34 protein-coding genes and 1 other annotated feature are annotated in these 18,195 nt (G+C 36.8%); all 34 genes read left to right on the top strand.

Annotated features, from left to right (window positions below; genetic code table 11):
- Positions 1-3 precede the first annotated feature (3 nt).
- The 34 genes from rplA (at position 4) to rpsK (ending at position 18,117) form a co-directional block, all read left to right on the top strand.
- Complete coding sequence (gene rplA / locus HMPREF0389_RS06570) at positions 4-702, top strand: 50S ribosomal protein L1 (protein WP_014262846.1); 699 nt, start codon at positions 4-6, stop codon at positions 700-702.
- Between the two features lie 30 nt (positions 703-732).
- Positions 733-859: a sequence feature (ribosomal protein L10 leader region), on the top strand.
- Positions 860-874: 15 nt separating this feature from the next.
- Positions 875-1,390: a 50S ribosomal protein L10 gene (gene rplJ, locus HMPREF0389_RS06565; protein WP_014262845.1), complete on the top strand. Its 516-nt coding sequence runs from the start codon at positions 875-877 to the stop codon at positions 1,388-1,390.
- A gap of 60 nt (positions 1,391-1,450) precedes the next feature.
- Positions 1,451-1,819, top strand: a complete 369-nt coding sequence (gene rplL, locus HMPREF0389_RS06560; RefSeq protein ID WP_014262844.1) for a 50S ribosomal protein L7/L12 — start codon at positions 1,451-1,453, stop codon at positions 1,817-1,819.
- A 776-nt stretch (positions 1,820-2,595) separates the two neighbouring features.
- Positions 2,596-3,282: a transglycosylase SLT domain-containing protein gene (locus HMPREF0389_RS08775; protein WP_049770208.1), complete on the top strand. Its 687-nt coding sequence runs from the start codon at positions 2,596-2,598 to the stop codon at positions 3,280-3,282.
- A 252-nt stretch (positions 3,283-3,534) separates the two neighbouring features.
- Positions 3,535-4,161 (top strand): histidine phosphatase family protein, encoded by a 627-nt coding sequence (locus HMPREF0389_RS06550; RefSeq protein WP_014262842.1) that lies wholly within the window; start codon positions 3,535-3,537, stop codon positions 4,159-4,161.
- A 438-nt stretch (positions 4,162-4,599) separates the two neighbouring features.
- On the top strand, positions 4,600-4,911 hold the full coding sequence (gene rpsJ / locus HMPREF0389_RS06545) for a 30S ribosomal protein S10 (protein ID WP_014262841.1): 312 nt from the start codon (positions 4,600-4,602) through the stop codon (positions 4,909-4,911).
- Positions 4,912-5,004: 93 nt separating this feature from the next.
- The gene (gene rplC / locus HMPREF0389_RS06540; protein WP_014262840.1) at positions 5,005-5,637 is read left to right on the top strand and encodes a 50S ribosomal protein L3; all 633 of its coding nucleotides are present in this window, start codon (positions 5,005-5,007) and stop codon (positions 5,635-5,637) included.
- 23 nt (positions 5,638-5,660) lie between these two features.
- Complete coding sequence (gene rplD / locus HMPREF0389_RS06535) at positions 5,661-6,284, top strand: 50S ribosomal protein L4 (protein ID WP_014262839.1); 624 nt, start codon at positions 5,661-5,663, stop codon at positions 6,282-6,284.
- A complete protein-coding gene (gene rplW, locus HMPREF0389_RS06530; protein ID WP_014262838.1) occupies positions 6,284-6,568 on the top strand; it encodes a 50S ribosomal protein L23 in 285 nt (94 codons plus the stop codon). The genes rplD and rplW overlap by 1 nt, the downstream gene beginning before the upstream one ends.
- Positions 6,569-6,588: 20 nt before the next feature.
- Entirely contained in the window at positions 6,589-7,419 is an 831-nt protein-coding gene (gene rplB / locus HMPREF0389_RS06525) for a 50S ribosomal protein L2 (protein ID WP_014262837.1), read from the top strand.
- A 24-nt stretch (positions 7,420-7,443) separates the two neighbouring features.
- Positions 7,444-7,725: a 30S ribosomal protein S19 gene (gene rpsS, locus HMPREF0389_RS06520; RefSeq protein ID WP_014262836.1), complete on the top strand. Its 282-nt coding sequence runs from the start codon at positions 7,444-7,446 to the stop codon at positions 7,723-7,725.
- A 28-nt stretch (positions 7,726-7,753) separates the two neighbouring features.
- Entirely contained in the window at positions 7,754-8,098 is a 345-nt protein-coding gene (gene rplV / locus HMPREF0389_RS06515; RefSeq protein ID WP_014262835.1) for a 50S ribosomal protein L22, read from the top strand.
- 11 nt (positions 8,099-8,109) lie between these two features.
- Positions 8,110-8,907: a 30S ribosomal protein S3 gene (gene rpsC / locus HMPREF0389_RS06510; protein WP_014262834.1), complete on the top strand. Its 798-nt coding sequence runs from the start codon at positions 8,110-8,112 to the stop codon at positions 8,905-8,907.
- Between the two features lie 30 nt (positions 8,908-8,937).
- On the top strand, positions 8,938-9,378 hold the full coding sequence (rplP, locus tag HMPREF0389_RS06505) for a 50S ribosomal protein L16 (protein ID WP_014262833.1): 441 nt from the start codon (positions 8,938-8,940) through the stop codon (positions 9,376-9,378).
- A gap of 1 nt (position 9,379) precedes the next feature.
- The gene (rpmC, locus tag HMPREF0389_RS06500; protein ID WP_014262832.1) at positions 9,380-9,571 is read left to right on the top strand and encodes a 50S ribosomal protein L29; all 192 of its coding nucleotides are present in this window, start codon (positions 9,380-9,382) and stop codon (positions 9,569-9,571) included.
- A 27-nt stretch (positions 9,572-9,598) separates the two neighbouring features.
- A complete protein-coding gene (rpsQ, locus tag HMPREF0389_RS06495; protein WP_014262831.1) occupies positions 9,599-9,856 on the top strand; it encodes a 30S ribosomal protein S17 in 258 nt (85 codons plus the stop codon).
- Between the two features lie 33 nt (positions 9,857-9,889).
- Positions 9,890-10,258 carry a 50S ribosomal protein L14 gene (gene rplN / locus HMPREF0389_RS06490; protein ID WP_014262830.1) on the top strand — a complete coding sequence of 123 codons (369 nt, stop codon included), beginning with the start codon at positions 9,890-9,892 and terminating at the stop codon, positions 10,256-10,258.
- A gap of 41 nt (positions 10,259-10,299) precedes the next feature.
- Positions 10,300-10,602 (top strand): 50S ribosomal protein L24, encoded by a 303-nt coding sequence (gene rplX, locus HMPREF0389_RS06485; RefSeq protein WP_014262829.1) that lies wholly within the window; start codon positions 10,300-10,302, stop codon positions 10,600-10,602.
- Between the two features lie 25 nt (positions 10,603-10,627).
- Positions 10,628-11,170, top strand: a complete 543-nt coding sequence (gene rplE / locus HMPREF0389_RS06480) for a 50S ribosomal protein L5 (RefSeq protein WP_014262828.1) — start codon at positions 10,628-10,630, stop codon at positions 11,168-11,170.
- Positions 11,171-11,185: 15 nt separating this feature from the next.
- A complete protein-coding gene (locus HMPREF0389_RS06475; RefSeq protein ID WP_014262827.1) occupies positions 11,186-11,371 on the top strand; it encodes a type Z 30S ribosomal protein S14 in 186 nt (61 codons plus the stop codon).
- A 30-nt stretch (positions 11,372-11,401) separates the two neighbouring features.
- Positions 11,402-11,800, top strand: coding sequence for a 30S ribosomal protein S8 (gene rpsH / locus HMPREF0389_RS06470; protein WP_014262826.1), 399 nt, complete (start codon positions 11,402-11,404; stop codon positions 11,798-11,800).
- A 25-nt stretch (positions 11,801-11,825) separates the two neighbouring features.
- Positions 11,826-12,368: a 50S ribosomal protein L6 gene (gene rplF, locus HMPREF0389_RS06465; RefSeq protein ID WP_014262825.1), complete on the top strand. Its 543-nt coding sequence runs from the start codon at positions 11,826-11,828 to the stop codon at positions 12,366-12,368.
- A 32-nt stretch (positions 12,369-12,400) separates the two neighbouring features.
- The gene (gene rplR, locus HMPREF0389_RS06460; RefSeq protein ID WP_014262824.1) at positions 12,401-12,769 is read left to right on the top strand and encodes a 50S ribosomal protein L18; all 369 of its coding nucleotides are present in this window, start codon (positions 12,401-12,403) and stop codon (positions 12,767-12,769) included.
- Between the two features lie 18 nt (positions 12,770-12,787).
- Positions 12,788-13,294 (top strand): 30S ribosomal protein S5, encoded by a 507-nt coding sequence (rpsE, locus tag HMPREF0389_RS06455; RefSeq protein ID WP_014262823.1) that lies wholly within the window; start codon positions 12,788-12,790, stop codon positions 13,292-13,294.
- 12 nt (positions 13,295-13,306) lie between these two features.
- Positions 13,307-13,477: a 50S ribosomal protein L30 gene (rpmD, locus tag HMPREF0389_RS06450; RefSeq protein ID WP_014262822.1), complete on the top strand. Its 171-nt coding sequence runs from the start codon at positions 13,307-13,309 to the stop codon at positions 13,475-13,477.
- Between the two features lie 17 nt (positions 13,478-13,494).
- The gene (rplO, locus tag HMPREF0389_RS06445; RefSeq protein WP_014262821.1) at positions 13,495-13,944 is read left to right on the top strand and encodes a 50S ribosomal protein L15; all 450 of its coding nucleotides are present in this window, start codon (positions 13,495-13,497) and stop codon (positions 13,942-13,944) included.
- Positions 13,945-15,216 (top strand): preprotein translocase subunit SecY, encoded by a 1,272-nt coding sequence (gene secY / locus HMPREF0389_RS06440; RefSeq protein ID WP_014262820.1) that lies wholly within the window; start codon positions 13,945-13,947, stop codon positions 15,214-15,216.
- 29 nt (positions 15,217-15,245) lie between these two features.
- Positions 15,246-15,896 (top strand): adenylate kinase, encoded by a 651-nt coding sequence (locus HMPREF0389_RS06435; protein ID WP_014262819.1) that lies wholly within the window; start codon positions 15,246-15,248, stop codon positions 15,894-15,896.
- On the top strand, positions 15,897-16,646 hold the full coding sequence (map, locus tag HMPREF0389_RS06430) for a type I methionyl aminopeptidase (protein ID WP_014262818.1): 750 nt from the start codon (positions 15,897-15,899) through the stop codon (positions 16,644-16,646).
- Between the two features lie 11 nt (positions 16,647-16,657).
- On the top strand, positions 16,658-16,915 hold the full coding sequence (locus HMPREF0389_RS06425) for a KOW domain-containing RNA-binding protein (protein WP_014262817.1): 258 nt from the start codon (positions 16,658-16,660) through the stop codon (positions 16,913-16,915).
- Between the two features lie 16 nt (positions 16,916-16,931).
- Positions 16,932-17,150 (top strand): translation initiation factor IF-1, encoded by a 219-nt coding sequence (gene infA, locus HMPREF0389_RS06420; RefSeq protein ID WP_014262816.1) that lies wholly within the window; start codon positions 16,932-16,934, stop codon positions 17,148-17,150.
- A gap of 18 nt (positions 17,151-17,168) precedes the next feature.
- Complete coding sequence (gene rpmJ, locus HMPREF0389_RS06415; RefSeq protein ID WP_014262815.1) at positions 17,169-17,282, top strand: 50S ribosomal protein L36; 114 nt, start codon at positions 17,169-17,171, stop codon at positions 17,280-17,282.
- A gap of 48 nt (positions 17,283-17,330) precedes the next feature.
- A complete protein-coding gene (gene rpsM, locus HMPREF0389_RS06410; protein WP_014262814.1) occupies positions 17,331-17,696 on the top strand; it encodes a 30S ribosomal protein S13 in 366 nt (121 codons plus the stop codon).
- Positions 17,697-17,715: 19 nt separating this feature from the next.
- On the top strand, positions 17,716-18,117 hold the full coding sequence (gene rpsK, locus HMPREF0389_RS06405) for a 30S ribosomal protein S11 (RefSeq protein WP_014262813.1): 402 nt from the start codon (positions 17,716-17,718) through the stop codon (positions 18,115-18,117).
- Positions 18,118-18,195: the final 78 nt, after the last annotated feature.

The raw sequence follows: 18,195 nt of genomic DNA, 5'->3' as shown, positions 1-18,195 counted from the left end.
AAAATGGCAAAATTAGGTAAAAAATACAAGGCTGCTATCGAAAAATATGATAGAAGCAATTTGTATAATGCATCTGAAGCCTTAAAGATCGTTACAGATGTTGCATCTGCAAAATTTGATGAAACAGTTGAAGCTCATATTCGTTTGGGTGTTGACTCTCGTCATGCAGACCAACAAGTTCGTGGCGCAGTTGTTTTACCACACGGAACAGGAAAGACAAAAAGAGTTCTTGTATTCGCAAAAGGAGATAAAGCAACAGAAGCACAACAAGCGGGAGCAGACTTTGTTGGGGCAGAAGATATGGCAGAAAAAATTCAAAAAGAAAATTGGTTTGATTTTGATGTTATCGTAGCAACACCTGATATGATGGGTGTGATTGGTCGTTTGGGACGTGTTCTGGGACCAAAAGGTTTAATGCCGAATCCAAAATCAGGAACTGTAACACAAGATGTTACAAAAGCAATAGAAGAAATCAAAGCCGGAAAAGTAGAATATCGTTTGGATAAAACAAATATTATTCACGTTCCGGTTGGAAAAGTATCTTTTGGCGCAGAAAAATTGTCTGAAAACTTCTTTGCATTGATTGATGCAATTATTAAAGCAAAACCTGCAGCTGCAAAAGGACAATATTTAAAATCTGTAAGTGTAACAAGCACAATGGGACCCGGAGTAAAAATTAACCCTGTGAGAGTTACAGAATAAAAAAGATTGACAAATAGTATTTTGTAATATAGAATAGTATTGTTAATGCCGAAGACCGTAGGTGCGTATGCTTAATTTCCTACCGAGGTAGCCAACAACGAATATTGTTGCCCTTGTGTGTCTTCGAAGAAAACCGCAAGGGTTTTTTATTGAAAAAGGAGGTGCGAACAGAATGTCTAAAGCAATCGACATGAAACAACAAGTTGTAGCTGAAATCGCAGACAAATTACAACGAGGAGTATCTTGTGTAGTTGTAGACTACAAAGGATTGACAGTAGAAGAAGTGACTGAACTTAGAAATAAGTTTAGAGAAGTAGGCGTAGATTATAAAGTATACAAAAATACTTTAGTAAGACGTGCTGCTGCCGAAGTAGGCAACTTTGAAAAATTCAATGATGTTGACTTGGTAGGATCAAACGGATTTGCAGTATCATTTGATGATGCAGTTGCGCCGGTGAGAGTGATCAGTGATTTCGCGAAAAAACATCCTAATTTGAAAATGAAAATGGGATATGTAGAAGGCGAATTCTATGATGTGGAAAGAATGAAAGAACTTGCAAACATTCCAAGCAGAGAAGAACTTATCGCAAAATTGGTTGGAAGCTTCAAAGCTCCGTTATCCAACTTTGTATATCTATTGGATGCTATTGCAAAAAAACAAGAAGAAACAACAGAACAAGAAGCGTAAGATTCTTGAACAAAGTAAGTTAAGAAAAATAAAAAGACAAAAATTATCGGAGGTGTCGTAATGAATATCGAACAAATCTTAGAAGCAATTGAAAATATGAAAGTTTTAGAACTAAACGAATTGGTAAAAGCGGCAGAAGAAAAATTCGGAGTATCTGCAGCAGCACCTGTTATGGTAGCAGGCGGAGCGGCAGCAGGCGGAGCAGCAGTTGAAGAAAAATCTGAATTTGATGTAATCTTAGCTGATGCAGGTTCTTCAAAAGTTGGAGTTATCAAAGCGGTAAGAGAAATCACAGGATTAGGCTTGAAAGATGCGAAAGATCTTGTAGATGGAGCTCCAAAACCTGTTAAAGAAGGCGTTTCTAAAGAAGAAGCTGAAGAAATGAAAGCAAAATTAGAAGGAGCAGGAGCAAAAGTAGAAGTAAAATAGTTCTGTTTTGTACCCGTGAAGAGAGACTGATTTCCTTTTTGGAACTCAGTCTTTTTTTTTATGAAATTCAGCAATCGTTGTAACATTTGTCCTGTAACACAACATTTCTTAAAATACTACTGAAACCTGTCAAAATTGATATTAGTAATAGGAACAATAATTTGAATCTGGTTTTTTTATAATTGCATAATACTGCATGAATATACAATGTACTGATTTTTAGTATAAGAACATAGACAATAAAATCCGGTTGAACTGCCATAGATTCGAATTTGATAAAATGATCTTTTTGACATTCTTCTACCTGAAATAATTTAATAGATAGATGTAGTTATTAAGATGTAAAGAATAACTTAACATTATGATATAGAGCAATTCAAACGGATAACAGTATAACACACGTAGTTTTCTATATAAGATAAAAGTCAATTAATAATTGAAATTATAAATTATATTATTCTGAATTATACTCATAGATAGAAAAATTACAATTTTATTACAAAAAAAATTAAAAATATATTGTGATAACGATTGAACATATTACTAATTCAATGGTAGCAAAGATATATATCGAAAAGCACTTATTTTCATAATGTAACAAAAAATGATAAAAACTTGTCAGAATAAAAAAATTTGTTTAATATGGTAAGACGTTTGGAAAAATAAAAGAGTATTCAAACATAAGAAACAAAAAATAAAATAGGACAGAAGAGAGTGATGAAACAAAATTTCCGGCTGGAAACAAAAATGAAGCCGGGATAAAAGGAGTGATAATAGTGAAAGAAAAGAGAAGTGTTCTGAGGCGAGGAAGGCAATTGTTTTCTTTGTTGTGGATAGGCATTTGCTTTATGAATCTTACCGGAACGGTATTTGCCGAACCGGAAAGAGTGGTTTTTCCTCCTCGAATTGAAAGAGCGGTAGAGATGGCAACAAAAAAACATCCCATTCCCGCTAAATATGTATTTGCGATGATATTGGTAGAAAACGATCGGTTCGATCCATATTTGAGATCAAGAACAAGAGACAGCGGTATTACGCAGATTAACGATGCGAATTTAGGAGATTTTCATTCAGCGGGTTTTGAGGATGTTTATAATGTGGAAGAAAATGTAGAGTTTGGAACAATGCGTTTGAAATGGGCGTATGATAAGTACCATGATTGGAATAAAGCGTACATGGTTTATAATATGGGAGAAGGACGAGCGAAAAAATTGTTTCAAAAAGGTATTTATGAAACAAAGTACAGCAGAAAAGCGTTTTCGAAATTAGCAAATCAAGACAATTGGGTCCTGGAGAATTCCGCATTGATAGGCAGACGGTACCAAATAAGTCGAATGGATGAGATGTTGGTAAAACATGCCGATGAACAGATACAACAGGTTTCCGAGTCTCAATATATAAGTTATGTTCGGTTTCTGAAAGACGGAAACGAAAAGAAGTGTTATTGTGTTGTAACGAAATAAATTGCATTACAATTGAATAAAAATAGAAACGCACAAAAAGCATACCGATTCTGGCGGGTAACAGAAGGTATGCTTTTTCTTTTTGGTAATAGAATCGGTTCATTGGAAGAATTTGTGAAAGTTGAGGTTAGTAACTTAGGAAATGCGAATTCTTTAAGAAATTGAGTGACAAGCGAATCGGAATTTGTGATACAATGAGAAAAGCGGCTGATTTTTGAAAAAAATGAAAAAAAGATACAGGAGATAAAGATAATGATAAATTTATATGTTACAAGACATGGGCAAACAGTTTGGAATGTAGAGCGAAAGTTTCAAGGGAGAAAGGATTCACCTTTGACAGAACTTGGAAAAATGCAAGCCTTATTGTTTCATGAACGATTAAAAAAATTGGATGTTGATATCATCTACTGTTCTCCGTCTCAAAGAACGATAGAGACAATGCGTTTGATGAAAGGGGAATTGGAGATACCGGTTGTTTTTTCCGAAAAACTTTATGAAATGGGCTTTGGTGATTGGGAAGGAAAAAATATTATAGAAATCGGAGAGAAGTATCCTGTGGAGTGTAACAATTTGTACCATCATCCGGATACTTATCTTCCGATTACGGGAGAAACATATGAGTCGGTATTTGACAGAACAAAAAGTTTGATAGATGAGATTTTAGAAAAAGAACAAGATAAGAATGTTTTGGTTATCACACATGGAATCACACGAAAAGCGATTATGACATTTTTTCAGGAAAAAAGTTTAGAAGAATTCTGGAATATGGAAGCCATCGCAAAGCAAGCAAGCCTTACCCATATTAAAATTCAAGAAGACGGAAGTTATGAAGTTCTGTTGAAAAACGATTATATGCATTGGAAACATTTGGAAGAATAGAATTGTTTTTCGGATTTTGATACAGAAAGAATAGATATAGAGAAAAAGAGTTTGATGGATAAATTCATTTTTCTCTATATTTTTGTTTGTTGAATATGTATTTGCAGGATAAAAATATAAGTTTTGTGTGCTTGAAAAAGAATCGCTTGAATCAAAAATCAGGATTGAAAAATGAATCAAAAAAATAAAAAAAATTCCTAAAAAACCTTGTAATTTACAATTAATTAAGGTAGAATAGATGAGTGTGTTTTGAGAATACACATCTTGCGTTGAAGCGAAAGGTTGCCAATATCAACGTATTGGGGAATTTTCGTGGAGCAGCAACATCATTGAATGTGGCGGCTTGACCGAAGCTGTTTTTTTAAGAGGGATCAGAAAACACCCGGAACAGTTTATGAAGGTCAGTCGTACGGAAATCGTGCGATAGGAGGTAAAAAAATGTCTAACAATCAAAAAATCAGAATCCGTTTGAAATCTTATGATCACGGAATGTTGGAACAAACAGCAGAAAAAATTGTGGAGGCTGCAAAAGTAGCAGGTGCAAATGTATCCGGACCGATTCCGCTTCCAACAGAAAAACAAGTTATCACAATTTTGAGAGCTGTTCATAAGTATAAGGATTCGAGAGAACAGTTTGAAATCAGAACTCACAAAAGATTGATTGATATCGGCAATCCAAGTCCGAAATTTGTTGATTCATTAACAAGACTTGATGTTCCGGCAGGAGTAGATATCGAAATCAAACTGTAAACCTAAGGTAGAAGTTAAGGTATTGATATAGAAGTACCTTATCTTAGAATGATTGCGTAGCAATCCGCTGTAAGATTATAGGAGGTGTGCTTGATGAAAAGCATTATGGGTAAGAAAATCGGAATGACTCAAATTTTCGATGAAAATGGAGTAATGATTCCTGTGACTGTTGTAGAAGCAGGACCGGTTGTAGTAACACAAATCAAAACTGAAGAAACTGACGGATACAATGCAGTTCAAGTAGGTTTCGGAGAAGTAAAAGAAAAACATGTAAACAAACCGATGAAAGGACACTTTGCAAAAGCAGGTGTAGCATTGAAAAAACATGTAAAAGAATTAAGACCTGAAGATGGTGTTGAAAACTATTCTTTAGCGCAAGAAATCAAGGTAGATATCTTTGAAGTTGGAGAAAAAATTGATGTTACAGGTATTTCTAAAGGAAAGGGATTCCAAGGAAGTATCAAAAGACACGGACAAAGTCGCGGACCGGAAACTCACGGTTCTCACTATCACAGAGCACCCGGTTCAATGGGTAGCGCTTCCGATCCTTCAAAGGTTCGTAAAGGCAAAAAATTACCGGGACACATGGGACACACTCGTGTAACAATTCAAAATCTTGAAGTTGCAAGAGTGGATGCTGAGAAGAACTTGATTTTAATTAAAGGTGCAATTCCCGGACCTAAAAAAGGACTTGTTGTCATTAAAACAGCAGTTAAAGGACAATAATAGAAGGAAAGGAGGACAAGAACATGCCAACAGTTGATGTGCTTAATATAAACGGAGAAAAAGTAAGCGAAATGGAACTTTCCGAAAACTTATTCGGAGCTGAAATTAACGAACACGTTGTATACCAAGTAGTGAAAAACCATTTAGCAAACAAAAGAGTTGGAACACAATCTGCTAAAACAAGAGCAGAAGTACGTGGAGGGGGAGCAAAACCTTGGAGACAAAAAGGAACAGGTCGTGCAAGACAAGGTTCTATTCGTTCACCTCAATGGAAAGGCGGCGGGGTTGTATTTGCTCCGAAACCAAGAGACTACAGCTACACAGTTCCTAAAAAAATCAGAAGACTTGCATTGAAGAGTGTTTTGACTGACAAAGTAAACGAAGGAAATTTGGTAGTAGTAGACGATATTAATTTGACAGAATGGAAAACAAGAGAATTTGCAAAAATGCTTTCTGCATTGAAAGTAGGTAAAAAAGCTCTTGTAGTAACAAAAGATAATAGTCCTGAAGTGGTACGTAGCGGAAGAAACATCAAAAATGTAAAAATCGCTTTCGTAGGCACTATGAATGTATATGACATTTTGAATGCAAATACATTAGTATTGACAAAGGATGCAGTAGCAAAAGCTGAGGAGGTGTACGCATAATGCTAGCACATGATATTATCATTCGACCAATTATTACAGAAAAATCAATGCAATTAGCAGAAGACAAAAAGTACACTTTCGTAGTGGCAAAAACTGCTAACAAGATTCAAATCAGAAAAGCCATTGAAGAAATATTTGGTGTAGAAGTAGAAAAAGTTCACACTATGAACTATCGTGGAAAAATGAAAAGAATGGGAAGAAATGTGGGAAGAACAGCATCTTTCAAAAAAGCAATCGTGAAATTGAAAGATTCAAGTAAAACCATTGAATTCTTCGGAGTATAGAATAAGAGGAGGGAATATTAGTGGCTATTAAAAGTTATAAACCAACGTCACCTGCACTTCGACAAATGACAGTGCTAAAATCTGACGAAATCACAAAGCACGAGCCAGAGAAATCTCTTCTTGTATCCTTGAAGAAAAATGCAGGAAGAAACTCACAAGGAAAAATTACAGTTCGTCATAGAGGCGGCGGAGCAAAAAGAAAATACAGAGTAATTGACTTTAAGAGAGATAAAGAACAAATTCCGGCAAGAGTAGCGGGAATTGAATATGATCCAAACCGTAGTGCAAACATCGCATTGTTACACTATGCAGATGGAGAAAAAAGATATATCTTAGCTCCAAAAGGATTAAAAGTAGGAGATACTCTTTATTCAGGATTAGGTTCTGATATCAAAATCGGAAACTGCCTAAAAATGAAGGATATGCCTGTAGGTACAATTGTACACAACATTGAATTGAAAGCCGGAAAAGGTGGACAAATCGTTAGAGCTGCAGGAGCTTCTGCGCAATTGATGGCGAAAGAAGGAAAATATGTGTTACTTCGTTTACCGTCAGGAGAAATGAGAAAAGTACACGCTGAATGTAAAGCGACAATCGGACAAGTAGGAAACTTGGAACATGAAATCGTAACAATCGGTAAAGCCGGAAGAAAAAGACATATGGGTATTCGTCCAACAGTAAGAGGTTCTGTTATGAACCCGAATGACCACCCTCACGGTGGAGGGGAAGGTAGAGCGCCTATCGGACGTTCAGGTCCTGTAACACCTTGGGGCAAACCGGCATTGGGATATAAAACAAGAAAGAAAAACAAAGCGTCTAACAGCATGATTGTATCAAGACGTAAAAAATAGAACCTTTGAAAGGAGGATGTCATAATGAGTAGATCCGCAAAAAAAGGACCTTTTGTACACAAAGGACTTTTGAAAAAGATTACGGAAATGAACGAAAAAAATGAAAAACAAGTTATCAAAACATGGTCCAGAAGTTCTACTATTTTTCCTGAATTCGTAGGACACACAATTGCAGTTCACGACGGAAGAAAACATGTACCTGTTTATTTGACAGAAGACATGGTAGGACATAAACTTGGAGAATTTGTACCGACAAGAACCTTCAAAGGCCATAAAGATGACGCGAAATCATCAAAAGCGAGATAAGAACCTTTTATAAGAAAGGAGGATAAAAATGGAAAAAGCATTAGAAGCAAGAGCAGTTGCAAAATACGTAAGAACATCTCCTAGAAAAGCCGGATTTGTTTGCTCTTTGGTAAGAGGAAAAAGCGTAGATGAAGCATTAGCAATATTAAAATTTACACCAAACAACAGTGCTGATATCATTGCAAAAGTAGTGAAATCTGCAGCAGCAAATGCAGAGAATAACTTTGAAATGGATAGAGATAAATTATATGTTGCACACATTGTGGCAAACCAAGGACCTACATTGAAAAGATTTCGTCCGAGAGCACAAGGAAGAGCAACAGCAATTCATAAGAGAACAAGCCATATCGAGGTAATTGTCAAAGAAAGATAGGAGGGACAGGAATGGGTCAAAAAGTAAGTCCTCACGGACTTCGTGTCGGAGTCAACAAAAACTGGGATTCCAGATGGTTTGCAAACAAAAAAGACTTTGCGGCAAACATTAAAGAAGACTCCGTAATCAGAGAATTCGTTAAGAAAAAACTGTATCTTGCAGGGATTTCTAAAATTGAGATAGAAAGACAAGGAAAAACAGTAAGACTAAACATCTTCACAGCTCAACCGGGACGTATCATCGGAAAAGGCGGACAAGGAATCGAAGAGTTGAAATTGGATGTTGAAAAAATCTGTAAAGATAAACAAGTATTTGTCAATGTTGTGGAAGTAAAAAGACCGGAAGTAGATGCTCAATTAGTTGCAGAAAATATTGCATTAGCATTGGAAAGACGTATTGCGTTCCGTAGAGCGATGAAACAAGCGATGCAAAGAGCAATGCGTGCAGGAGCAAAAGGAATCAAAGTATCTACATCAGGCCGTGTTGGAGGTGCCGAAATGGCGAGAACGGAAGGTTACGCAGAAGGCAATGTTCCACTACACACATTGAGAGCAGATATCGGATATGGATTTGCGGAAGCAGATACAACATATGGAAAATTAGGAGTAAAAGTTTGGATTTGCAACGGAGAAATCCTTCCTACAAGAAACGGTCCTAAAAGAGAAATTGAAGATGTAACAAGAGACGGAAAAAGAAAACCTCGTCGCAGAGATGATAACGGAAGAAGAGGCGACAACAGAGGCAGAGGAAATAACGACAGAAGACAAACTGAACGTAAACCTCGTCAAAAACGTGAAGAAAGAAATTAGACATTCCTAACGGAAAGGAGGAACTAAACTATGTTAATGCCAAAAAGAGTAAAACGTCGTAGAGTGCATAGAGGAAGTATGGCAGGAAAAGCGACAAAAGGAAATCAAATTGCTTACGGCGAATATGCATTGGTAGCGATGGAACCGTCTTGGATCACATCAAACCAAATCGAAGCGGCTCGTATTGCATTGAATAGATCCATCCGTAGAGGTGGAAAGGTATGGATTAAAATATTCCCACATAAACCTGTAACACAAAAACCTGCTGAAACACGTATGGGGGCAGGAAAAGGTTCACCGGAGTATTGGGTAGCGGTTGTAAAACCGGGAAGAATTATATTTGAATTAGGTGGAGTTTCTGAAGAAAAAGCAAGAGAAGCGATGCGTCTTGCAATGCATAAATTACCTATTAAATGTAAATTTATGAAAAAAGAAGACACTGCACAAAATGAAACGAAGGTTGGTGAATAGAATGAAGGCTGATGCTTTAAGAGAAATGACGGTAGAAGAATTAGCGTCAAAGATAATAGAATTGAAAGAAGAATTATTCAACCTTAGATTCCAATTAGCAACTGGACAATTGGAAAACCCAGTTCGTCTAAGACACGTGAGAAGAGATATCGCGCGTTGTAAAACTATTCTAAACGAAAAGGAACGTGCTTAATATCAGTGGATGAAAGGAGGATAAAGCATGGAAAGAGCAATGAGAAAAACAAGAATCGGATATGTAACATCTGATAAAATGGATAAAACCGTTGTCGTATCTATCGTAGAGTTTGTACGTCATCCTCTTTATGGAAAAGCAGTAAAGAGAACAGTGAAATTTAAAGCTCATGATGAAAACAACGAATGTAAAGTTGGAGATCGTGTAAAAATAATGGAAACTCGTCCACTGTCTAAAGATAAGAGATGGAGAGTCGTTAATATTATCGAAAAATCCGCAGAATAAGAAAATGCGGTTTAGCAGGAAGGAGGACACAAGATGATACAACAAGAGAGTCGTTTAAAAGTTGCAGACAACTCAGGAGCAAAAGAATTGCTTTGCATCAGAGTACTTGGCGGTTCAACAAGAAAGACAGGAAACATTGGTGATGTTATCGTTGCTACTGTAAAATCGTCAACACCAGGCGGGGTTGTTAAGAAAGGGAAAGTTGTAAAAGCTGTAATCGTTCGTTCAAGACAAGGTATCAGAAGAAAAGACGGTTCTTACCTAAAGTTTGATGAAAACGCAGCTGTTATTATAAAAGATGATAAAACTCCGGCAGGAACACGTATCTTTGGACCTGTAGCGAGAGAGTTGAGAGATAAACAATATATGAAAATTATCTCCTTAGCACCGGAAGTATTATAAGTTAAGCGTGAAAGAAATCCTATTAGGGAGGTGTACAATAAATGCGTATAAAAACTGGAGATACCGTAGTTGTTATTAGCGGGAAAGACAGAGGAAAAAAAGGGAAAATTATTGCTGTAAAAGGTGATAGAGTTGTGGTAGAAGGAGTAAACAAAGTCCAAAAACACACAAAACCAAGTCAAAAAAATCCTCAAGGCGGAATTATAGAACAAGAAGCTGCAATTCACCATTCAAATGTAATGTTGTATGATGCAAAGGCCGGCAAAGGAGTTCGAGTAGGTTACAAATTTTTGGAAGACGGATCAAAGGTAAGAGTTTCCAAAAAAACCGGAGAAGAAATATAGATAATAGAGGAAAGGAGGCATATAGATGGCTTCAAGACTAGTAGAGTTATACAAAAATGAAATTACAAAGGGAATGATGGAAAAATTCGGATACAAAAATCCGATGGAAATCCCTAAAATAGAAAAAGTCGTTATCAACATGGGTGTTGGGGAAGCAAGAGACAATGCTAAAGTTTTGGATAGTGCAATTTCAGAAATTGAATTGATTACCGGACAAAAAGCAGTTCCAACAAGAGCGAAAAAATCAGTTGCGAACTTCAAAATCAGAGAAGGAATGCCAATTGGAGCAAAAGTTACTCTTCGTGGAGACAAAATGTTGCATTTTGTTGATAAATTGGTAAACATCACATTGCCACGTGTTCGTGACTTTAGAGGAGTTTCAAAAGATTCTTTCGATGGAAGAGGAAACTATGCCATCGGTATCAAAGAACAACTTATTTTCCCTGAAATTGATTATGATAAAGTAGATACTGTAAGAGGTATGGATATTATCTTTGTAACTACAGCTAAAACAGATGAAGAAGCAAGAGAGTTATTGAGATTATACGGAATGCCTTTTATGAAGTAGTTATAGGAGGAAAATATGGCGAAGAAATCAATGAAAATAAAACAACAAAGACCACAAAAATATGCAACCAGAGAATACACAAGATGCAGTCTTTGTGGTAGACCTCATAGCGTATTGCGCAAATTTGGAATTTGCCGTATATGCTTTAGAGAATTAGCGTACAAAGGACAAATCCCAGGAGTGAAAAAAGCGAGCTGGTAAATCCTTAAGAATGAAAGGAGGCAAACGAATATGGTAATGACAGATCCAATAGCAGATATGCTGACACGTATCAGAAACGGAATCATCGCAAAACACGAAACAGTTGATATTCCGGCTTCAAATATTAAAAGAGAAATTGCTAGAATTCTTTTAGAAGAAGGATATATTAAAGGATATGATGTAATCGAAGATGGCAAACAAGGGCTTATCCGCGTTGCATTGAAATATGGAAAAGATGGACAAAAAGTAATCTTAGGATTAAAGAGAATCTCTAAACCGGGTCTTAGAGTTTATGCTGACAAGAACACAGTTCCAAAGGTATTGAACGGACTTGGAATTTCTATCATTTCTACATCAAAAGGAATTTTGACAGATAAACAGGCAAGAGAATTAGGCGTAGGTGGAGAGGTAGTCTGCTACGTTTGGTAATAATGTAATGTAAGGAGGTGCCAAAATGTCAAGAATCGGATTGAAACCGGTAACAGTACCGGCAGGCGTTGAAGTCAAAGTTGATGAAAAGAATATTGTGACTGTAAAAGGACCAAAAGGACAATTGACACAAGCGATTGATCCAAGTATGAAAATTGAAATCAACGACGGAATACTAACAGTAACAAGACCAACTGAAAATAAAAAACATAAATCCTTGCATGGACTTAGCAGAACTTTAATCAACAACATGATTATCGGGGTAACAGAAGGTTACGAAAAGAAAATGGAAATCGTGGGTGTTGGTTATAGAGCGGCAAAACAAGGAAAGAAATTAGTATTAAACTTAGGTTTTTCTCATCCGGTTGAGATGGAAGATCCGGAAGGCGTTGAGACAGAAGTTCCTACACAATTGGAAATTGTTGTAAGAGGAATCAATAAACAACTTGTAGGAAACTACGCTGCAAAAATCAGAGCATGGAGAGAGCCTGAACCATATAAAGGAAAAGGAATTCGTTATGCAGGAGAACATGTTCGTCGTAAAGAAGGTAAAACCGGTAAGAAATAAGACGGCATAAAATAGAGAAAGGAGTGAATCGAGTGTTTCGTAAAATTGACAAAAACATTGGACGTGTGGCAAGACATAAAAGAGTTCGTAAAAACTTATCCGGAACTCCTGAAAAACCAAGATTCAACGTATACAGAAGTACAAACAATATTTATGTGCAAGTAATTGACGATGTGAACAGAGTAACATTAGTTTCTGCTTCTACATTGGATAAAGCGATTAAAGAACAATTAGAAAGCACTGGAAATAAAGAAGCTGCAAGACTTGTAGGAAAAATTGCAGCTGAGAGAGCAATCGAAAAAGGGATTAAAGAGGTCGTGTTTGACCGTGGCGGATATATTTATCACGGAAGAGTTCAACAAGTTGCAGAAGGTGCAAGAGAAGCTGGACTTCAATTTTAGTAAGAAGGAGGGGAAATAATGCAAAGAAAACGAATTGATGCTCGACAACTGGATTTAGAAACAAAAGTAGTCAACATTAGAAGAGTAACAAAGGTAGTAAAGGGAGGTCGTAACTTCCGTTTTGCAGCCCTTGTTGTAGTTGGAGACGGAAACGGACACGTTGCACTTGGAACAGGAAAAGCAAGTGAAGTTCCGGAAGCAATCCGCAAAGCTGAAGAAGATGCAAAGAAAAATATGATAGAAGTACCTATGGTAGGAACTACAATCCCTCATGTTGTGAAAGGAAGATTCGGTGCAGGATATGTAATCATCATGCCGGCTCCTGAAGGAACCGGAGTCTTAGCAGGAGGACCTGTTCGTGCTGTGCTTGAATTAGCAGGAATCGAAGATGTTCGTGCAAAATCAATAGGAACGAACAACGAAAGAAATATGGTTAACGCAACAATGGAAGGATTAAAATCTCTACGTACCATCGAACAAGTAGCAGAACTCAGAGGTAAAAAAGTAGAGGATCTTTTAGGTTAGGAGGACGAAAATATGTTAAAGATTACATTGAAAAAAAGTCCGATTGGAACTAAACCTAATCAAAGAGGAACATTGGTTGCTTTAGGACTTAAAAAAAGACACCAAACAGTTGAAAAACCTGACAATCCTCAAATCAGAGGAATGATTAAAACGGTTAGTCATCTGGTAGAAGTAGAAGAATAAAAAAAGGAGGTGCAAAGATGAAACTACATGAATTGAGACCGGCTGTAGGCGGCGGCACAAAAGCTAAAAAAAGATTAGGTCGCGGTACCGCTACAGGTCAAGGGAAAACTTCAGGAAGAGGACAAAAAGGACAAGGCGCTCGTTCCGGCGGTGGAGTTAGACCGGGATTTGAAGGGGGTCAAATGCCTTTAATGAGAAGACTTCCAAAGATTGGTTTTGATAACACAAGATTTGAGAAAAAATACAGTGTGATTAATATCGATCGTTTGAATGACTTTGAAGACGGAACAGTAGTTGATGCACAGCTATTGAAAGATAGAAAAGTAATTAAAAAGATTGAAAAAGATGGATTGAAAGTACTTGGTAATGGGGAATTTAACAAAAAAATTACGATTAAAGCAAGCAAATTCACAAAATCAGCAATCGAAAAAATAGAAGCTGCAGGAGGAAAGGCAGAGGTGATTTAGTTGTTTGAAGCATTGAAGCGAGCAATGAAAATACCGACATTAAGAAAAAGAATACTCTTTACAGCAATGATGTTAGTAGTATTTAGAATCGGTGCATCTATTCCGACAGCCGGGATGGATACAAGCCTTATCAAAAATCAGCTTAGCAAAAGCAATGTGCTTTCATTGTATGATATGATGTCCGGAGGTGCATTGAGCCAATTTACATTATTTGCTCTTGGGGTGACACCATACATCACATCATCTATTGTGATGCAACTTTTAACAGTAGCGATTCCGTCGTTGGAAGAGTTGCAAAAGTCCGGTGAAGACGGAAGAAAGAAAATTTCTGAATATACGAGATACTTGTCAGTAGCATTGGCGTTGTTCCAATCTTTCTCATTAGTATATGGTATGTTTAGAGGAGCATTGTTATCACAAGACCTTTTACCTGTTTTTACAATCGTCATCACACTTACAGCAGGAACGACTTTCTTGATGTGGCTTGGTGAAATTGTAACAGAAAAGGGAATCGGAAATGGTGTTTCTATGATTATCTATGCAGGTATCATTTCAAGATATCCGATATCTGTAAAACAGACATTAGAATTATCCAAAACCGGAGCAATCAACCCAATTCAAATTATTGTATTTTTGGTTGTTTCTATTGCAATTATCATCGGAGTAATCATGGTGTTGGAAGGGGTTCGAAAAATACCTGTACAATATGCAAAGAGAGTGATTGGAAAAAATACTTACGGTGGACAATCTTCTCATATTCCGTTGAAAGTAAATCAAGCAGGAGTAATTCCGGTAATCTTCGCATCGTCTGTGATGATGTTACCTGAAATGATGAGATTCTTTGTTCGAAATCAAGAATATCAAAATTTTGTGCAAAAATATTTAAGTTCCAATGGAAATCCGGGAATTTATATATTCAGTATCATTCAATTTGTACTGGTATTTGCATTCTCTTATTTTTATATTTCCATTACCTTCCAACCGGATGAAGTGGCAGACAACTTAAAGAACGGCAACGGTTTTATTCCGGGAATCAGACCGGGAAAACCGACAGCGGATTATATTGCAAAATCATTGAACCGCTTAACTTTTGTAGGAGCAGTCTTTTTATCATTGATTGCAGCATTACCGACAGTTATTTATCACGCAACAGAAATTCCTGTTCGTTTTGGTGGAACAAGTCTGTTGATCGTAGTTGGGGTTGCAATTGAAACGATGAGACAAATCAAAGCACAATCTGTAATGAGACAATATCAAGGATTCTTGAAATAGAGAACAATGTAAAATTGGGAGATGAAGATATGAATATTATATTATTAGGGCCTCCGGGAGCCGGAAAAGGAACACAGGCGGAACAAATCGTAGAAGCTTATGGAACTGTTCATATTTCTACCGGAGACATCTTTCGAAAAAACATCAAAGAGAATACAGAGCTTGGAAAAAAAGTGAAAGAATATATAGATAAAGGTTTGTTAGTTCCTGATGAATTGGTAGTGGAATTGGTAGCAGATCGTTTGATGCAAGACGATGTCAAAAAAGGTTTTATGTTGGACGGTTTTCCAAGAACTATCTTTCAAGCAGAAGAATTAGATAAGGTATTAAGTAAATTGGGAACAAAGATTGATACAGTAGTAAATATTGAAGTAAACCCTGATATTCTAATCGAACGTGCTGTGGGCAGAAGAATCTGTAAAGGGGACGGTTCAACATACCATGTTAAATTCAATCCTCCGAAAAAAGAAGGAATCTGCGACACATGCGGACAAGCACTTTATCAAAGAGATGATGACAAAGAAGAAACAGTAAAGAACAGAATCTCAGTATACACCGATCAAACAAAACCGTTGATTGATTACTACACAAAGCAAAATAATATTGCAAATATCAATGGTGAACAAAACATTGATACAGTATTTGAAGATATTAAAGCAGCATTAGGAAGTGACAAGTAAATGATAACTCTCAGATCAAAAAGAGAAATAGAATTACTTCGAGAAGCCGGGAAAATAGTAGCGGAGACGCATGCTGTTTTAAGAGAGGCGGTAAAACCGGGAGTAAGCACATGGGAATTGGATCAATTGGCGTATCAAACCATTATCAAACATCGTGCAATCCCATCTTTCTTAAACTATAACGGTTTTCCGGGCAGCATCTGCGCTTCCAAAAATGAAATTATTGTTCATGGAATCCCATCAAAAAAAGATATTTTGGAAGAAGGAGACATTATCAGTATTGATATCGGAGCTTTCTACAAAGGATACCATGGAGATAGTGCGAAAACTCATCCGGTTGGGAAGATAAGCAAAGAAGATGAACATTTGATTGCAGCGACAAGACAAAGTTTTTATGACGGAATCGAACACGCTGTAATTGGAAATCGTCTTTCAGATATCTCTCATCATGTGCAAAAATCAGCAGAAGCGGAAGGGTTTTCTGTAGTGAGAGATTTTACAGGACATGGAGTTGGCACGAAGTTGCATGAAGATCCTCCGGTACCTAACTACGGAGTTCCACACAAAGGACCACGATTGTTAGAGGGACTTGTAATTGCAGTAGAACCTATGATTAATATAGGAACATATCGAGTAGTGATTGATGATGATGGATGGACAACAAGAACATTAGATGGCAAAAATTCTGCACACTATGAACATACTTTGGTTATCACAGAACATGGGCCGGAACTTTTGACAGTATTATAAAAGGGTGCGCCATGGATAGAGGAACAGTAGTAATTAGTAAAGCAGGACACGATAAATTGGAACGAATGGTTGTTGTTCGAGTATTGAATGAGAGAGAAGTCTTGGTGATGGATGGAAAGACAAGAACGATTGAACATTTGAAAAAAAAGAACATCAAACATCTTCAAAAAACAAACCGGTCCATTGATATCGAAAAAATAGAACATTTGAACAATCATTCAGAAATTAACGCCTATGTTAGAAAAGAATTGAAACTGTTAGGAAACTAAGGAGGATATGCACAGTATGTCAAAAAAAGACGTTATTGAATTAGAGGGAACAGTGATAGATGCTCTTCCTAATACAATGTTTAAAGTCAAATTAGAGAATGATCACGAAATTATGGCACATATTTCCGGTAAACTTCGTATGAACTTTATTCGTATTTTGCCTGGGGATACAGTGACTGTAGAGCTTTCTCCGTATGACCTTACAAAAGGTCGTATCACATGGAGAAAGAAGTAAGGAGCAGGAGGGAAGAAAATGAAAGTAAGACCATCTGTAAAGCCTATGTGTGAAAAATGCAAAATCATCAGAAGAAACGGAAAAGTAATGGTGATTTGTGAAAATCCGAAACATAAGCAAAAACAAGGTTAAATAATATGGAAGACAGATAGAGAATAAATTATAGGAGGTGCAAGCTGAATGGCTCGTATTGCAGGTATCGACTTACCAAGAGAAAAAAGAGTGGAAATTGGATTAACCTACATCTTTGGAATTGGTAGACCAACATCCAACAAAATCTTGAAAGACACCGGAATCAATCCTGATACAAGAATCAAAGACTTGACAGAAGAAGAAGTAAACACACTTCGTAAAGCAATTGATAACTATCTTGTTGAAGGGGATTTAAGAAGAGAAATTTCACTAAACATTAAACGATTAAGAGATATTCGTTGCTATAGAGGAATCCGTCACATGAAAGGATTGCCGGTAAGAGGACAAAAGACAAAAACAAACGCAAGAACTCGTAAAGGGTCAAAACGTACTGTAGGAAGAAAGAAAAAGTAAGAAGGAAGGAGGATGAACAATGGCGAAAGTAGCTAAAAAGAAAAATGCGAGAGTTCGTAGAAGAGAAAGAAAGAACATTGAAAAAGGACATGCTCATATCCAATCTTCTTTCAACAATTCTATCGTAACATTAAGTGATGTTCATGGAAATGTAATTTCATGGGCAAGTGCCGGACAATTAGGATTTAAAGGCTCAAGAAAATCTACACCGTTTGCTGCACAAATGGCTGCAGAAACTGCTGCAAAAGCAGCTATGGAACACGGACTTCGTTCTGTTGAAGTGTTTGTAAAAGGACCGGGTTCAGGAAGAGAAGCGGCAATTCGTGCATTACAAGCATCCGGACTTGAAGTTACTATGATTAAGGATGTAACACCAATTCCACACAATGGATGTAGACCACCAAAAAGAAGAAGAGTGTAATTGAAATTTAAGAAGGGTAATGCTGTTGTATTACTCTACCCTCGGTAGAAATTAAATTGTAGAAAATCAAGGAGGGTT

This window comes from Filifactor alocis ATCC 35896 (assembly GCF_000163895.2).
GTDB classification, from domain to species: domain Bacteria; phylum Bacillota; class Clostridia; order Peptostreptococcales; family Filifactoraceae; genus Filifactor; species Filifactor alocis.
This window is presented reverse-complemented; position numbering and strand designations above follow the sequence as displayed.

Bases quoted from the DNA above. Each gene is read 5' to 3' on its own strand.
- rplA (WP_014262846.1), top strand. From the start codon at position 4: ATGGCAAAATTAGGTAAAAAATACAAGGCTGCTATCGAAAAATATGAT.
- rplJ (WP_014262845.1), top strand. From the start codon at position 875: ATGTCTAAAGCAATCGACATGAAACAACAAGTTGTAGCTGAAATCGCA.
- rplL (WP_014262844.1), top strand. From the start codon at position 1,451: ATGAATATCGAACAAATCTTAGAAGCAATTGAAAATATGAAAGTTTTA.
- HMPREF0389_RS06550 (WP_014262842.1), top strand. From the start codon at position 3,535: ATGATAAATTTATATGTTACAAGACATGGGCAAACAGTTTGGAATGTA.
- rpsJ (WP_014262841.1), top strand. From the start codon at position 4,600: ATGTCTAACAATCAAAAAATCAGAATCCGTTTGAAATCTTATGATCAC.
- rplC (WP_014262840.1), top strand. From the start codon at position 5,005: ATGAAAAGCATTATGGGTAAGAAAATCGGAATGACTCAAATTTTCGAT.
- rplD (WP_014262839.1), top strand. From the start codon at position 5,661: ATGCCAACAGTTGATGTGCTTAATATAAACGGAGAAAAAGTAAGCGAA.
- rplW (WP_014262838.1), top strand. From the start codon at position 6,284: ATGCTAGCACATGATATTATCATTCGACCAATTATTACAGAAAAATCA.
- rpsS (WP_014262836.1), top strand. From the start codon at position 7,444: ATGAGTAGATCCGCAAAAAAAGGACCTTTTGTACACAAAGGACTTTTG.
- rplV (WP_014262835.1), top strand. From the start codon at position 7,754: ATGGAAAAAGCATTAGAAGCAAGAGCAGTTGCAAAATACGTAAGAACA.
- rpsC (WP_014262834.1), top strand. From the start codon at position 8,110: ATGGGTCAAAAAGTAAGTCCTCACGGACTTCGTGTCGGAGTCAACAAA.
- rplP (WP_014262833.1), top strand. From the start codon at position 8,938: ATGTTAATGCCAAAAAGAGTAAAACGTCGTAGAGTGCATAGAGGAAGT.
- rpmC (WP_014262832.1), top strand. From the start codon at position 9,380: ATGAAGGCTGATGCTTTAAGAGAAATGACGGTAGAAGAATTAGCGTCA.
- rpsQ (WP_014262831.1), top strand. From the start codon at position 9,599: ATGGAAAGAGCAATGAGAAAAACAAGAATCGGATATGTAACATCTGAT.
- rplN (WP_014262830.1), top strand. From the start codon at position 9,890: ATGATACAACAAGAGAGTCGTTTAAAAGTTGCAGACAACTCAGGAGCA.
- rplX (WP_014262829.1), top strand. From the start codon at position 10,300: ATGCGTATAAAAACTGGAGATACCGTAGTTGTTATTAGCGGGAAAGAC.
- rplE (WP_014262828.1), top strand. From the start codon at position 10,628: ATGGCTTCAAGACTAGTAGAGTTATACAAAAATGAAATTACAAAGGGA.
- HMPREF0389_RS06475 (WP_014262827.1), top strand. From the start codon at position 11,186: ATGGCGAAGAAATCAATGAAAATAAAACAACAAAGACCACAAAAATAT.
- rpsH (WP_014262826.1), top strand. From the start codon at position 11,402: ATGGTAATGACAGATCCAATAGCAGATATGCTGACACGTATCAGAAAC.
- rplF (WP_014262825.1), top strand. From the start codon at position 11,826: ATGTCAAGAATCGGATTGAAACCGGTAACAGTACCGGCAGGCGTTGAA.
- rpsE (WP_014262823.1), top strand. From the start codon at position 12,788: ATGCAAAGAAAACGAATTGATGCTCGACAACTGGATTTAGAAACAAAA.
- rpmD (WP_014262822.1), top strand. From the start codon at position 13,307: ATGTTAAAGATTACATTGAAAAAAAGTCCGATTGGAACTAAACCTAAT.
- rplO (WP_014262821.1), top strand. From the start codon at position 13,495: ATGAAACTACATGAATTGAGACCGGCTGTAGGCGGCGGCACAAAAGCT.
- HMPREF0389_RS06435 (WP_014262819.1), top strand. From the start codon at position 15,246: ATGAATATTATATTATTAGGGCCTCCGGGAGCCGGAAAAGGAACACAG.
- map (WP_014262818.1), top strand. From the start codon at position 15,897: ATGATAACTCTCAGATCAAAAAGAGAAATAGAATTACTTCGAGAAGCC.
- HMPREF0389_RS06425 (WP_014262817.1), top strand. From the start codon at position 16,658: ATGGATAGAGGAACAGTAGTAATTAGTAAAGCAGGACACGATAAATTG.
- infA (WP_014262816.1), top strand. From the start codon at position 16,932: ATGTCAAAAAAAGACGTTATTGAATTAGAGGGAACAGTGATAGATGCT.
- rpmJ (WP_014262815.1), top strand. From the start codon at position 17,169: ATGAAAGTAAGACCATCTGTAAAGCCTATGTGTGAAAAATGCAAAATC.
- rpsM (WP_014262814.1), top strand. From the start codon at position 17,331: ATGGCTCGTATTGCAGGTATCGACTTACCAAGAGAAAAAAGAGTGGAA.
- rpsK (WP_014262813.1), top strand. From the start codon at position 17,716: ATGGCGAAAGTAGCTAAAAAGAAAAATGCGAGAGTTCGTAGAAGAGAA.